General features: G+C 66.6%; 15 protein-coding genes and 1 tRNA gene. 5 read left to right on the plus strand and 11 right to left on the minus strand.

The window, feature by feature from the left end; translation table 11 throughout:
- Positions 1 to 87: 87 nt before the first annotated feature.
- The 3 genes from IEX72_RS08690 (at position 88) to cgi121 (ending at position 4,545) form a co-directional block, all read left to right on the plus strand.
- On the plus strand, positions 88 to 1,305 hold the full coding sequence (locus IEX72_RS08690; protein WP_188786981.1) for an outer membrane protein assembly factor BamB family protein: 1,218 nt from the start codon (positions 88 to 90) through the stop codon (positions 1,303 to 1,305).
- A gap of 115 nt (positions 1,306 to 1,420) precedes the next feature.
- A complete protein-coding gene (locus IEX72_RS08695; protein ID WP_188786982.1) occupies positions 1,421 to 4,024 on the plus strand; it encodes an ATP-dependent DNA helicase in 2,604 nt (867 codons plus the stop codon).
- Positions 4,021 to 4,545, plus strand: a complete 525-nt coding sequence (gene cgi121, locus IEX72_RS08700; protein WP_188786983.1) for a KEOPS complex subunit Cgi121 — start codon at positions 4,021 to 4,023, stop codon at positions 4,543 to 4,545. The genes IEX72_RS08695 and cgi121 overlap by 4 nt, the downstream gene beginning before the upstream one ends.
- Positions 4,546 to 4,578: 33 nt before the next feature.
- On the opposite strand, the gene IEX72_RS08705 is transcribed toward cgi121, so the two are convergent.
- The 6 genes from IEX72_RS08705 to IEX72_RS08730 all read right to left on the minus strand — a co-directional run bounded on the left by IEX72_RS08705 (position 4,579) and on the right by IEX72_RS08730 (position 8,411).
- The gene (locus IEX72_RS08705; RefSeq protein ID WP_188786984.1) at positions 4,579 to 5,268 is read right to left on the minus strand and encodes an urease accessory protein UreF; all 690 of its coding nucleotides are present in this window, start codon (positions 5,266 to 5,268) and stop codon (positions 4,579 to 4,581) included.
- Positions 5,261 to 5,860 carry an urease accessory protein UreE gene (locus IEX72_RS08710; protein WP_188786985.1) on the minus strand — a complete coding sequence of 200 codons (600 nt, stop codon included), beginning with the start codon at positions 5,858 to 5,860 and terminating at the stop codon, positions 5,261 to 5,263. Before IEX72_RS08710 ends, IEX72_RS08705 begins: the two co-directional genes overlap by 8 nt.
- Before the next feature lie 213 nt (positions 5,861 to 6,073).
- Complete coding sequence (locus IEX72_RS08715; protein WP_188786986.1) at positions 6,074 to 6,370, minus strand: type II toxin-antitoxin system RelE family toxin; 297 nt, start codon at positions 6,368 to 6,370, stop codon at positions 6,074 to 6,076.
- Positions 6,360 to 6,557, minus strand: coding sequence for a hypothetical protein (locus IEX72_RS08720; RefSeq protein ID WP_188786987.1), 198 nt, complete (start codon positions 6,555 to 6,557; stop codon positions 6,360 to 6,362). Before IEX72_RS08720 ends, IEX72_RS08715 begins: the two co-directional genes overlap by 11 nt.
- A gap of 536 nt (positions 6,558 to 7,093) precedes the next feature.
- Entirely contained in the window at positions 7,094 to 8,143 is a 1,050-nt protein-coding gene (locus IEX72_RS08725; protein WP_188786988.1) for an RNA-guided endonuclease InsQ/TnpB family protein, read from the minus strand.
- Positions 8,144 to 8,338: 195 nt separating this feature from the next.
- Positions 8,339 to 8,411 (minus strand) — tRNA-Gln (locus tag IEX72_RS08730).
- Positions 8,412 to 8,534: 123 nt separating this feature from the next.
- Here IEX72_RS08730 and IEX72_RS08735 point away from each other — a divergent pair.
- Together IEX72_RS08735 and IEX72_RS08740 are read left to right on the plus strand one after the other, a co-directional pair.
- Positions 8,535 to 9,110: an IMP cyclohydrolase gene (locus IEX72_RS08735; protein ID WP_188786989.1), complete on the plus strand. Its 576-nt coding sequence runs from the start codon at positions 8,535 to 8,537 to the stop codon at positions 9,108 to 9,110.
- 68 nt (positions 9,111 to 9,178) lie between these two features.
- The gene (locus IEX72_RS08740; protein WP_188786990.1) at positions 9,179 to 9,430 is read left to right on the plus strand and encodes a DUF7861 family protein; all 252 of its coding nucleotides are present in this window, start codon (positions 9,179 to 9,181) and stop codon (positions 9,428 to 9,430) included.
- 5 nt (positions 9,431 to 9,435) lie between these two features.
- Here the strand turns inward: IEX72_RS08740 and IEX72_RS08745 are convergent, their stop codons facing one another.
- From IEX72_RS08745 to IEX72_RS08765, 5 genes are all read right to left on the minus strand, one after another.
- The gene (locus IEX72_RS08745; RefSeq protein WP_229663795.1) at positions 9,436 to 10,272 is read right to left on the minus strand and encodes an ABC transporter permease; all 837 of its coding nucleotides are present in this window, start codon (positions 10,270 to 10,272) and stop codon (positions 9,436 to 9,438) included.
- A 5-nt stretch (positions 10,273 to 10,277) separates the two neighbouring features.
- Entirely contained in the window at positions 10,278 to 11,192 is a 915-nt protein-coding gene (locus IEX72_RS08750; RefSeq protein WP_188786991.1) for an ABC transporter permease, read from the minus strand.
- A complete protein-coding gene (locus tag IEX72_RS08755) occupies positions 11,189 to 12,262 on the minus strand; it encodes an ABC transporter ATP-binding protein (protein ID WP_188787007.1) in 1,074 nt (357 codons plus the stop codon). Before IEX72_RS08755 ends, IEX72_RS08750 begins: the two co-directional genes overlap by 4 nt.
- Before the next feature lie 14 nt (positions 12,263 to 12,276).
- Positions 12,277 to 13,416: an ABC transporter substrate-binding protein gene (locus tag IEX72_RS08760; protein WP_188786992.1), complete on the minus strand. Its 1,140-nt coding sequence runs from the start codon at positions 13,414 to 13,416 to the stop codon at positions 12,277 to 12,279.
- A gap of 192 nt (positions 13,417 to 13,608) precedes the next feature.
- On the minus strand, positions 13,609 to 13,746 hold the full coding sequence (locus IEX72_RS08765) for a hypothetical protein (RefSeq protein ID WP_188786993.1): 138 nt from the start codon (positions 13,744 to 13,746) through the stop codon (positions 13,609 to 13,611).
- Between the last annotated feature and the right edge of the window lie 107 nt (positions 13,747 to 13,853).

Consider the following 13,853-nt stretch of genomic DNA (forward strand, 5'->3'; position numbering starts at 1 on the left):
CTCAGATCGGCGCGGTGCGCCACACACGTTCGGACCACGACGGTCGTTCTGCGCAAGATATATGTGTCATTCATCGAACCGAAACGTGTGAAACGACGAGCTGCTCTCGCTCTGCTCGGCGGCGGGCTCACCGGGACTGGCGGTTGCCTCCGGCTGGTGGACGGGGGCGACTCGACGCCGCAGGCGTCCGGAACACCGCCGGCATCCGAGACGCTGCAAGACCCGTCGACTGCGACCACGTCAGAGGCGGCGCCGACGAGCGACGGACCCGGAGCGGTAACGCTGACCGAGGTTTGGACCGACGACAACGGCGTCGACAACGTTTGGACGCGGGAGGGAACGTTCTACTACAACGACTACAATTACGCTGCCGAGGCGTCCCACGGTGACGGTGTGCGGTGGTCGGCCGATACGACCCACGACGGTGTGGACGAGAACCTGGGTGCCGACGCGTTCGCGGCCGACCGCAGGTACGTGATCTTCGGCTACACTCCGGACGGGGACCACGAGGACGACGGCGCCCACTTCCACGCGTACCGGCGGTACGACGGGGAGGAAGCGTGGGTCGTCGCCGCGCCGTCGGACGGAACACACAACCAGGCTGTGGGCGCGACGGTGGTGGACGGCACCGCGGTTCTCGCCGTCTCGGACTACGGACTCGGGGACGAGCGGGATCCGCTCGTCTACGGCGTCGACGTCGAGACGGGCGAGGTGCGGTGGCAGGTCGACGAGTCGGTGCTTCCACCCTCGTACGTCAGATATCTCGACAGTTACGACGGTGACGTGTACGTCGGGCTGCCGGACACCGTCCAGGTCCTCGCGGCTGATACGGGGGAACCGATCGCGGCGTACAACTGGCTCGCCGGGACGGGCAGGCTCGAATCCCTGGCCCGGATCCACGGGGAAACGCTGTTTACGGCGTGGCCAGGGGGGTTCGACGCACACCCAGTCGGGGACAACGGCGTCTCCTGGTCGAAGGCGGACTTCGATCGCGTGTACACCACCCCTGTGATCGACAACTCGCTTGTGGTTGTCGGAACCCGGGACGGGACCGTGTACGCGCTCGAACGCCAATCCGGCGAGACACGGTGGGAAGTCAGCATCACGAACGCCGTCGCCGCGATCGAGACGACCGGCTCACACGTCTGGGTCGGGGACACGGACATCGGACTGACGGCCCACGACCGCGAGGACGGGTCGTTGGTGCATCGATCGACGAAGCCCGTCAACGGCGACGACATCGCCGTCGCGGACGGCGTGTTGCTGCTCGGTGGGGACACCGCGACGGCGTACACGATCGACTGAGCCGACCCCGTTGGCACGTCGGGTGACGCTCCGTGCGACCGCGACCACCGCTCACCGACTCGCGACCGATCCGGTCTCCGACGGTTTAAATCCGGGGACGACCTACTCACAACCAATGCATCCGGAGGAGGTCCCAGAACTGCCCGAGGGGGTCGCAGAGCGCCTGCGCGAGGGGGGCGTCGACGACCTCTACCCGCCGCAGGCCGCCGCCGTCGAGGCGGGCGTCACCCGCGGTGAGAGCCTCGTGGCATCGGTGCCGACCGCTTCCGGAAAGACACTGATCGCGGAGCTCGCGATGCTGTCGAGCGTCGCCAGAGGAGGAACGGCGCTCTATATCGTCCCCCTCCGCGCGCTCGCGTCCGAGAAGAAATCCGAATTCGAGCGGTGGGAGGAACTCGGCTTCGACGTGGGCGTCTCCACCGGCAACTACGACGCCGACGGCGAGTGGCTGGCCGCCCGCGACATTGTGGTCGCGACCTCCGAGAAGGTCGACTCCTTGGTTCGCAACGGCGCGGCGTGGATCGACGACCTGACCTGCGTGGTCGCCGACGAGGTCCACCTGGTCGACGACGCGGGTCGCGGCCCCACCCTCGAAGTCACGCTCGGCAAACTCCGCACGCTCAATCCCGGGCTCCAGGTGGTCGCGCTGTCGGCGACCGTCGACAACGCCGACGTCATCGCGGAGTGGCTCGATGCCGAACTCGTCGACGCCGAGTGGCGGCCGATCGACCTCAAGACGGGGGTCCACTACGGCAACGCCGTCACCTTCGACGACGGCAGCCAGCGGGAGGTGCCCGTCAGTTCCGGCGGTCGCCCGACCGCTGCGCTCGTCGACGACGCGCTCGCGGGAGACGGGGACGCGTCCGAGTCGGCCGACACCGACGGCTCCGACGCCCCGACGCACGACCCCGCCGACGACCAGGGCTCCTCGCTTGTCTTCGTCAACTCCCGGCGGAACGCCGAAGCGTCGGCCAAACGCCTCCGCGAGGTCACCGATACCCACCTCACCCGCGACGAGCGTGGACAACTCGCCGACCTCGCGGCGGCGATCCGCGACGTCTCCGACACCGAGACCAGCGACACCCTCGCCGACTGCGTTGCCGAGGGCGCGGCGTTTCACCACGCCGGCCTCGCACCCGAGCACCGCTCCCTGGTCGAGGAGGCGTTCCGCGACCGCCTCGTGAAATGCGTGTCGGCGACGCCGACACTCGCGGCGGGGGTCAACACCCCGAGCCGCCGGGTGATCGTCCGTGACTGGCGGCGGTACGACGGCGAGTACGGCGGCATGAAGCCGCTGGACGTGCTCGAGGTCCACCAGATGATGGGGCGGGCGGGCCGGCCGGGGCTGGACCCCTACGGCGAGGCCGTGTTGCTCGCGAAGAACGCCGAGACGAGAGATGAGTTATTCGAGCGGTACGTGTGGGCCGACCCCGAGCCCGTCCGGTCGAAACTCGCGGCCGAACCCGCGCTCCGGACCCACGTGCTCGCGACGGTCGCATCCGGGTTTGCCCGCACCCGCGAGGGGCTCTTGGAGTTCCTCGATCGCACCCTGTACGCCACCCAGACCGACGAGTCCGGTCGACTGGAGGCCGTCACCGACGACGTGCTGGCGTACCTCGACCGCAACGGCTTTCTCGACCGCGACGACGGATCGCTGTCGGCGACGAGCGTGGGCCACACCGTCTCGCGGCTCTACCTCGACCCGATGACGGCCGCGGAGATCATCGACGGTCTGGAGTGGGCCGACGCCAACCGCGCGGAGGCAGTCCGCGCGCTCGGCGGTGGGAACGGCGACGCGAGCAGTGACGCCGACCGCGCCGCGGCCGAGACGGACCCGGCGGCGACGAACGGTACCCCCGCCGCCGGCTTCCAGCGGGCAAGCGAGTTGGCGTCGACCGGTGACGCCCCCGCTCCGACGCCCGGCGGCGACGCCGACGACCCCGACGATGCTCCCGCGACACCCTCCGCCGACGCCCCCACCTACCCCACCGCGCTCGGGCTGTTCCACCTCGTCTCCCGGACCCCGGATATGTACCAGCTGTACCTCAAGTCCGGCGACCGCGAGCGGTTCACCGATCTCTGCTACGAGCGGGAGTCCGAACTCCTCGGGCGGACGCCCTCCGAATACGAGGACGTCCGGTTCGAGGAGTGGCTGTCGGCGCTCAAGACCGCGACGCTCCTTGAAGACTGGGTCGGCGAGGTCGACGAGGATCGGATCACAGAACGGTACGGTGTCGGCCCCGGCGACATTCGCGGGAAGGTCGACACCGCCGAGTGGCTGCTCGGTGCGGCCGAACGGCTCGCCGGCGAACTCGACCTCTCACCGATCCCGGTCCGGGAGGCGAAAAAGCGGGTCGAGTATGGCGTCCGCGACGACCTCTTGGAGCTCGCGGGAGTCCGCGGGGTCGGCCGGAAGCGCGCCCGCCGGCTCTTCGAGGCCGGGATCGAGACCCGCGCGGACCTCCGCGACGCCGACAAGTCGGTTGTGCTCCGCGCGCTCCGCGGCCGGCGGAAGACCGCGGCGAAGATCCTCGAGAACGTCGGGCGGCAGGACCCGTCGATGGAGGGCGTCGCGACGGCGAGCGGCGCCGGCCCGAACTCGACCGCCGGGTCCGACAGCGCGTCGGAGTCGGCCGACGGCCGCGCGAGTGGGGGCGACGCCGATCCCGGTGCGCCCGAGGACCCGGACGAACAGGCCAGCCTGGGTGATTTCGGGTGAGGCTGGTCGAGGGCGTGATCGACGTTGACGACGTCGACGCGTTCGTCGCCGAGGTTGACGGGGTCGCGTCGGAGACCGGAACCACGATTCAGGCGTTCGACGCGCGGTACGTGGCGAGTCGTCGTCACATAGAGCGCGCCGTCGAATTGGCCGACCGCGCGACCGAGCGCGGCGGGACCGTCGCCCGGGACCGCGCGGTCGAGATCCTGCTGTACGCCGCGGGCCGCCGGCAGATCACCGACGCCTTGGAACTCGGGGTCTCGGAGGGACGCAACCGGGTGGTCGTGCTCGTCGATGCCGGACTCGGAGTCGACGGTGCGGCGGCCGACCGCACCGAAGCCGACGCCGCCGAGGCGGTCCGGTCGCAGGTCCTCGACGCGGTTGAACCTACACTCGGCGACTACGACCCCGAGCGCGTCCGGGCGTACTTCGATATCGGCGACGTCGAACTCGACGTGGTCGACGGCGACCTGGAGGCGTTGGTTCTGGAGCGGGTGGCGCTGTTGGTCGTTGAGCGGTGAGCGAACGGCTCCCTGCTCCTCTCGGACGGCCGATCAACTCAGGAACAGCCGGCGGTCAGCGCGCTCGTGGTCCGCCGAGAGCACGTCAACGAGCGGTGTGAACGACGTCATCCGGTCGATCGTCCGCGCCGCGCTGTCGTCGACCGCGTCGCGGATCACCGACTGCAGGTCGTCGAGCTCCCGCTGGGTGTCGGTGTGACCGAGGGACATGATCCGCTGGGCGGCGCCGAGGACCCCGGTTACGAACCCGTGGCAGCACACCAGACACGCCGTTCGCTCGTCGATGCCGGCGCTGCCGGCGACGGCGCCCACTACCGCCGCGTGGTGACCCGGGGCGTCGCCGTCCGCGACGCGCTCGGCGTACCGTTCCACGAGCGGCCCGGTTCCGAGGTCGCGCTGGAGCGACAGCAGGCGCGACCCCGACTGTTCGGCGCTCTCCCGGAACTCCGCGGCCAGTGTCACCGCCACAAGCCGGCGGTCGGCGTCACACACCCCGTCGACGTCGCCCTCGGTGGCGGCGGCGTGTGCGGCCCGGAGCGCGACCAGATCGGCCGTCCCGAACTGGTTCCGGAGGTACGTCGCCACAAGCGCCCGAAGGTCGTCGACCCCCTCAACCCGCCCGTCCTGGACGAACTGCTCAATCCCGTAGGACAGCGAGTTCGTCCCCACGGGCAGAAACGAGTCCGCGAGCCGGAACGCTTCGAGCGTCGCGCTGTCACTCATCGGGCGCCTCCCCGGTGGCTCGGTTCCCGTGGTCGTGTGCTCTCTCCTCGTGGCTGTGTCCGTGTTGGTGCGCTCCCCCGCCGTGCGTGTGGTCGTGTGCTCTCTCCTCGGGGGTGTGCTTGTGGTCTGCTGGGGCGTCCCCGAAGGTCGTCGGCGGGACCTGCTCGAACCGCGTCGTCACGCCGTCCGGGACCTCACCCGCCAGCGCATCCAGCATCCGGTCGCGGGTGTCGGGCACCGGGAACAGCGCCTCGTCGCCGCGGACAGCCATATCCCAGTGTCGGTTCCCGGCCGCGTGGCCGAACGCGAGGGCGGCGGTCGCGTCGACGTCCGCGTCCCCGAAGTCCACGACCAGCGCGTCGACTGCCGCCAACTCCACCACGACGAGCGCGCCGTCTTCGGTTTCGAGCACGTCGCCGAGTTCCCCCGGAACGACGATCCCGAGGTCGGCGCCGTCGACGGTCTCGGTCCGGACCCGCGACCGCCGTCGGTCGGTGTCGGAGAGCACGACCCGGAGTGGGCCGGCGTCGGACAGCCGCGCGGCGATGTCGGGCATCTCACGATGGCCGAGGTAGCGGTCGGCGACCCGCATCAGTAGGGCCTCCCCGACGGCGCAGGAGCGTCCAACAGGTACCGCCGGCCTCGGTCCCAGGCGGTACCGAGCGCGTCTTGGACTGTCTCGGCTCGGTGCCCCAGCGCGCGAATCACTGCCCCGGCACCATCCGTCTTTAGAACTGCTATTCAGTATCCTGAGCAGAACAGCAGTAACGCTGGCTGCTGTTCGCGGATCCAGAATCGGTGTTGGTCAATCGTAGCCGTACCGGCGGTGGGCCTCGTCGATGTCCGGGATCTCGACCACGCGGACTTCCTGCTCCTCTTCGAGGATGTCGTAGAAGGCCGTGTGGGTCCGGCCGATGTGGAGTCGGTAGAGCTCCTCGCCATCGACGACCAACTTCTCCCGATCTCCCGACCCAGCACCTGGACGCGGGTACGGGTCGTCTTGGAGTTTCCGGAGATTCTCCTTCACTATCCGCTGGCTCTTCTCATCGAGGACGCTCAGGTAGTCCCGAGTGTCGTCGCCCAGTAGGATGTTATAGCTCATCGAGCGGCGTCAGCTCCTCGGAGTCGGCCTCTCGGACGGACCGAGCCTTCTGTGCGAGCTGTCGCCGGTTGTGCTGCTGGATCAGCGTTTCGAGCAGGTCGTCGTACGTCTCGCCTGCCGATTTCAGTTCGTTCAGTTCTTCCCATCGTTCCTTGGTTACTGGTATTCTCTTGTCTGCTTTCGACATTGGCTTGTTTCCGTCGTCGTCGTTGGCTCTACCATCACCGCACCACTCGGGTGCTTTTCTCACCCTGAACGCGCTGGGGCGATGGCCAGCTTCCTTTTTCGGATACCCGCTGCCGCACGAGCATCCTTTTTCGGTACACCGTGGTCAATCCTTACAACGCTTACAAAGTAAATCTGTTGCCGGCTCTGGTCAGGAATGCGTTTGACGGTTTGTCCGGACTCTCCCAGACGTAGAATCTAGAACAACGTTGACATCCTCCCCGCCCTAAAGGGCGAGGATTCCCCGAAGGGGATATTCAGGTTGCGCGTTTCCTCGGTTCTCAAGTACGCTTTCGCGTGGAACGTCAGCGGTAGCCGTCCAGTTGTGACCAAGGACGTGCTTTCCAGCGCGTGTAGCCCTGTCAATGGGGCCTTCCTCCCCGCATACAGCGGGCGTCAACAGCGTGGAACGACGTTCCACGAGCAATCGGGCGTAGCCCGATGATGACGACTGGCTATTCACCCAGCGAGGTCGCACGGTTCGCGTCAGCCGAACTGCTACGCCGTGCACGGTTCTCCCTCCCGTTGTGCGATGTTCTCTGAAGCGTTCAGGTCAGCGTGGCGTCCACGTCCACACTCCGAACACAAAAAGTGGTCTTCATCACGAGTTCCCATCGAACCACACGCCGAACACTCCTGACTGGTGTGGTACGCATCGACCTCCTCGACACGGATACCAGCGCGTTCGGCTTTGTACGTGATGAACTGTTGGAGTTGGTGGAAGTGCCACGAGTGGACACCCGACCACGAACTGTTCTCGCGGATACCTTCGAGGTCTTCTATCCGAATAACGGGGTTCTCGAACTGTTCCGCGAACGTGATGAGACGACGGGAGAGTTTGTGGTTCAAGTCCTTGATTCGACGCTGTTCTTTGTCACCCACACGGTTTCGTGCGCGAAGCGCACCCGCCTCTGAAAGCGACTCGCGTAGGGAACGATATTTGCGCCGAACGTACTTCGCCTCACCACCCGACACCAGCATCGACTCACCCTCGCCGTAGGCCGTCACAGCGAGGATGTGCCGTTCACCAATGTCGACACCGATGGCCGTTTCGCCCGACGTATCGGCGTCGTACTCGATGTTGAACGTACAGAACCAGTCGTCTCCGCGACGGTAGACCTGTAGGCGGGTCTTGTCGGCGTCTCCTTCGACCAGTCGGTCTACAGGGTCGGAAATGTCGTCGTACACCTCTATCGGGGTGTACCACCATTGGGAGACGCACGGGAAGCCGACGACGACCGTGCCGTTCTCGGTCGTGTCGAGTTCCCAGTTCTGATTGTTGACGGCGAACGGCTGACTCTCTCGGTAGCGAACTTTCCCATCCTTACTGTGGTCGGATTTGGCCTCTCGGATGGCTTGGTTCTGAATGGCCGAGTAGAGGTCGTTGTCGATGCTGGCAGTGGTCACGGATTTGTCGAAGTCGCCGTTCTCCCATCCGTCGATACAGAACTGCTTGGTATCACGGTAGAGGCGAGTGGCGTGTTGCCACTCCTTGCGCCGTGAGAGGGATGTATTATGGAACTTCGCGGTGATAGTCACCGTGACCATTACAATTGTAATTAGATGTGCTGTATTAAAAACCTGTTGGAATATCAGGCTGTGCTATTGACGGTGGTTCGTGAAAGGCAGTGTCGGATTCATCCCCGCGCTAAAGCACGGGGCTTTCTCCTCAATTCTCCGTAACTGACAGAGTATCTATTACGGCACGCCGTACGAAATTCAGGACTACAAACCTCAGATGGATAGTCCCACCAGGATTCGAACCTGGGTCGAAGCCCCCAGAAGGCTTCAGGATTGGCCGCTACCCCATGGGACTGGTGGCAGCATCTGATCGTAACCTGCGGCTCCATATGAGTGTTGCGAACTCCCGACCGTCGAGGGGTCTCTCCCCGTCGGCCGATCCGCTACCTATTTACTCCGTTCTCCGCCATCCGAAAGTATGTATGTCGGACGCTTCGTGATCGTCGGCCCCGACTTCGCCGCGTACCGCGTCTCCTCGCGATCCTTCCCCAACCGCCGGATCGTCGACCGCGACGGGGTCCTGACGGTCGGTCCTACGCCCGACGCGCCCGCGAACGACAACCCCTACGTCTCGTACAACTGCGTTCGCCGGGGTGGTGACAGCGTCGTCGTCGGCAACGGGTCCCACGTCGACCCGATCGCCGAAAAGCTCGACTGCGGCTACCCCGCCCGCGACGCCGTGGCGACCGCGTTGCTCGCGCTCGACTACGAGAAGGACGACTACGCCACCCCGCGGGTCGCGGGCGTCGTGGGCGCGGACTCGTACGTCGGGATCGTTCGGAAGGACGCTCTCCTCGTCGAATCGGTCGACGACCCCACTCTCGTCGCCACCTACGAGGAGGACGCCCCGACAGCGATCGACTTCGCGGGCGACGACGACCCGACAGCCATGGCCCGCCGGGCGTACGACCTCCCGTACGAGCACGCGGTCTGCGCCGCCGGGGTCACCCACGACGACGGCGACGTCGCCGTCGGGTTCCACAACGACACGTAGGTCGCAGAGCCACGGTCGGCGGCATCCGCCGCCGAAACGCGGATACCGACACCGACCCGATTGACGGTATGGCCCACGACCGCCTGCACGCCCGGAAGCCGACACACGACCTCGACCGGTGGTCGACCGGCGTCGTCGCGGGGACCACGCAGCGGGACGGTCACTGCGTCGTCACCGTCGAACCCGACGAGTCAGGCGACCGGACGGTCGAACTCGTGGTGACGCTCGCCGTCCGGGACCTGTTCCGGGGCCGCCTCGACATCGACGACGGCGAGTCGGCCGTCGGCGAGCAGGTGTGGTACCGCAAGCGGGGTGGGTGACCCGTTCAGGTCGGCGGCTCCAGGCTGGCGGCGACCGCCGCGACGGCGCCGCTGAACAGGAGCACCAGGACGCTCGCAGCGTTTAGGAAACTCGTCGCCCCGATCCTGACCTTTCCGTAGATCTCCAGCGGCATCGTCGTCATCCCGCTGCCCGCGAGAAAGAAGGTGAGCAGGAACTCGTTGAACGACAGCGCAAAGGCGAACAGCACGGAGGCGACGAGCGCCGGCCACAGCTGCGGAAGGGTGATCGTCCGGAAGGTGGTGATGCCGTCGGCCCCGAGGTCGCGGGCCACCTCGGTCATCCGGCCGTCGATGGTGGCGTACCGCGACGCGATGAGGAACGTGCTGAACGGCAGCACCCAGTAGAGGTGGCCGGCCACCACCGGCCAGAGACCGAACCCCAGCCCGACCTGGCCCGCGGTGATGCCGATCCCGAGTGCGACGACAACCGTGGGGATGAACAGCGGGATCGCGACGACGACCCCGACGAACGCGCGGAGCCACCTCGGGAGCCGAGCGCGCACGATCGTCCGGGCGGCGAGGAGGCCCAGCCCCGTCCCCGTGACAGCGGCGACAACGCCGATCACACCGCTCGTCACGAGTCCGCGGACGAATCGTGCGTCCGAGAGCACCGCCACGTACCACCGGAGTGTTGCGCCGTCGAGCGGGATCGACGGCTGCGACCCCGGTGACAGCGACAGGTAGCCGACGACCACCACCGGAAGGTACAGAAACAGCGCGGTCGCGACGACCGTGATCCGGAAGAACCCGCCGCGGACAGCGGCGGCAGCCCCACGCCGGAGCCGGTCGGTCGCCCCCGACCGCTCGGAGTTTCTGCCCACCGTTTTCACCACCGTTTGAGCTCCGCGCGAACATCGGTTGACAGCGCGCCGATACCGAACCCGACGACCACGACGAGCAGGAACACTACCGACAGCGCCGCCGCGAACGGGTAGTCAAGTACGTCGTAGAACTGTGTCGTGATGATCTGGGCGATCATCTGCTCGGATGGCGACGCCAGAATCTGCGGCGTTGCGAACGCGCCCGCGATCCGGGCGTAGACGATCAACGTCCCCGCGATCGCGCCCGCGTACGTCTCTGGGACGACGATATCCACGAACACCCGTAGGCTGCCCGCGCCCAAGTCCCGTGCCGCTTCGACCTGGCGGTAGTCCAGCCGCTCCATTGAGACGTACATAGTCAACAGCACGTACGGGAGATATATGTGGACGAATCCGAGACCGAGCGAGGGCCCGGGCAGTTCGATCGGCCCGATCCCGGCCCCCGAGGCGGTCCGGAGTAGGTCCAGCGGCCGGTCGACAACGCCGCCGGCCGTCAGCACCGTGTTGACGATGCCGTCGGTCGCCAGGATCCACACCCACGTGTAGTTGAGCACGACGTAGTTCAGCCACAGCGGGAGGGTGAACGAGACCAGGACCGGTAGCCGGTACCGGGGCGGGCAGGCGTGCGCCAGCCAGTACGTCACCGGGTAGGCGATCGCCAGACACGCGCCGGTGATGACGACGCCGATACCGAGCGACCGGACCAGCACCGTCAGGTAGACGCTTTCGCTGAGCGCCGCGTAGTTCGACAGCGTTACCGGCGGGCTGACGCTCTCGACGACCAGACTCAAAAGGGGCACAACGCCGAGCGCGACCGCCAGCGCCGTCGGCAGGGCGGCGAGCACGACATCGACGAGCGTCCGTCGTTGGTCGGGTCCGTTCGGGATCGGCCAGGGGAGCCGGTCGGTCGAGCCCCTCATCCGTCTGCTCCCGCGCCGACAACCGCCGCGGCGGCGACACCGAGCCCGACCGCATCACCCACGGTCACACCGTCGCCGTTGTCGCCGCTCCGGACCTGGAGCGTCGGTCCGGAGTCGAGTGCGACCGCGTACTCCCTGTGGGCGCCCATATACCCGATGTCGCGGACGGTGCCGGCGAACGTGTCGCCGCGAAGCCGGAGGTTCTCCGGGCGGATCATCACCGTCGCGTCCGCCCCCGACGCCGGCGGTGTCCGTCCCTCACCGACGGCGGCGGGAAACCGGCCACCGGCGGCATCAACGACGACCGCCCCGGCCCGCTGCCCGTGCACACGCCCCGAGAGCAGGTTCGCGTTGCCCAGAAAGTCGGCGACGAACGCGGTCTGTGGGTGGCCGTAGAGCGACTCCGGGGGGCCCGACTCCACGATCCGGCCGGCCCGCATCACCGCCACCCGGTCGGACATGCTCATCGCGCTCTCTTGGTCGTGGGTGACGTAGAGAAACGTCGTTCCGACATCGTCCTGGATCCGGCGGAGCTCCGCCCGCATCTCCGCGCGGAGCTTCCGGTCGAGCGACGACAACGGCTCGTCCAGCAGCAGGACGGCCGGTTCGTTCACCAGCGCGCGGGCGAGGGCCACCCGCTGCTTCTGGCCGCCGGAGAGCGCCGCGGGATCCCGGTCGCCGAACCCCTCCAACCCCACCGTCGCTAGCATCTCAGCGGCCCGGCTCCGCCGCTCAGCCCTCGGCACGCCGTCGCGGGCGAGGCCGTACGCGACGTTCCCGGCGACCGTCATATGCGTGAAGAGAACGAGATCCTGAAACACGAGGTTCGTGTCGCGGTCCGACGCGGGGCGACCGGCGACGTTCCGGCCGGCAATCTCGACCCGCCCGGCGGTCGGCCGTTCGAGCCCGGCGAGCATCCGCAGTGTTGTTGTCTTCCCGCAGCCTGATGGGCCGACGAGAGCGAAGAACTCCCCGGCGTCGATCGAGAGTGACACGTCGTCAACGGCGGTTGTTCCGCCGAACCGCTTGGTCAGAGTCTCGGTGCGCAGGATCGTCGATCGGTCACCCACGGTTGCAGCCTCGCTCACGCTCCGGCGGCGCTCTTCGCCTCGCTCCACACCTGTGCGTACCGCTTGATCAGCGACTGCGGCTTCGGCTCCTCGTAGATGAACCGGCTCGGGTCGTCGAGGCCGAACGCCGCCAGTTCGACGTCGTTCTCCTCGAAGACGCGTTCGTTCGGCACCGCGATGTTCGACGGGGCCATCAGCGACTCGTAGCCGACGCCGGCGTGCCACTCCTGGATGAACCGGTGGGCGGCCTCGACGTTCTCTGCGCCCTTCGGGATACAGAACTGGATGAACCACGCCTTCGTCCCCTCGTCGGGGTACACCCGCTTGACCGGGACACCGCTGTCCTGCATCGACGAGATAACGTAGTTCCAGACCGGTTGGATCGCCACCTCGCCAGACTGGAGCAACTGCTCTGAGCTCCCGCCGGAGGACCACAACCCGCCGGCGAGTCCGACGTGTGCGGCCAGCCGCTCGCGGAGCCGATCGAAGTCGATGTCGTCGGCGCTCGTCGGATTGAGCGGCTCTACTCCGGCGGCGGCCCGCTCGTACAACACCTGCAGCCGGGCGTCGTCCCGGCCACCGAGCAGCCCGTCGTATGACTCGTCGAAGAGAGTCCGAAGGCTCGTCACCTCGTCGTCGACGGTGTCGGTGTTGACCGCGAGCGGGGTCTGTCCGAACGACCGGGGCACCCCATAGACCGACCCATCAGATCGGAAGTAGTCCTTCTTCACGACATCGAGGATACCGTCGTACGCGGGGACCTGTCCGAGGTCGATCGGCTGGAGCAACCCCTCATCGATCGCCGGCGGCACGGCGTAGTTCCCGAGGGCGACGAGGTCGTGGTCCGACCGCCCGGAGCGAAGCAACGAAAGGCTCTGTGCGGAGCTCTGTGCGGCCTGTAGTTCGACAGATATTCCCGTGTCGGCGTTTAGACGATCCAGGATTCCGTCGGCGTAGACGTAGTTCCAGTCGAGCAGGCTGACCGTACCGGTTGCCCCGCCGCTGGCTGTCCCGGTCACCCCGCCGTTATCCGTATCTGCTGCTCCGTCACCGGCCGTGTTGGGTGCCCCACTCCCGCCCGCCCCGAGACACCCTGAGCTCAGTGTGACAATTCCGGTACCGATACCCGCGAGATACCGCCTCCGAGAGGTCATATCAGCGGTTTATACCCCGATATTAATAAACCAACTGCGGGACGAGTTCGGGGAGTCGCTCCCCGTCCACCTCGGCACAGGCGGTACCGCCCACAGAACATGCGTCTGGCCCCTACCTGAATCAAGGAGAGAGTCCCGCCGTTCACGGCGGGCGTGAATCCGACACTCCACGGCACAAACCACGTTCGACCCTTATTCAGGGGTATCCTCTCTGACTTTCTTTTCTCCTTCAAGCAGTAAGCCCTTCCACCTCAATCCACGGTGCTTTTTCAATTTCTTCAGTCGTTCGTACTGTTCGTCGTCGTCAAACTCGATGCGAATTGCAACCATACAATATCATATGAACGGAATAATTATGTGTGTTATCATATAATACGTAGTCGATGAAGCGAGCCAACACGTTCGACGTGATTCCGCAGTCCCCAGAGGACAAGGAG

This window comes from Halobellus salinus, assembly GCF_014646875.1.
GTDB lineage: Archaea > Halobacteriota > Halobacteria > Halobacteriales > Haloferacaceae > Haloquadratum > Haloquadratum salinum.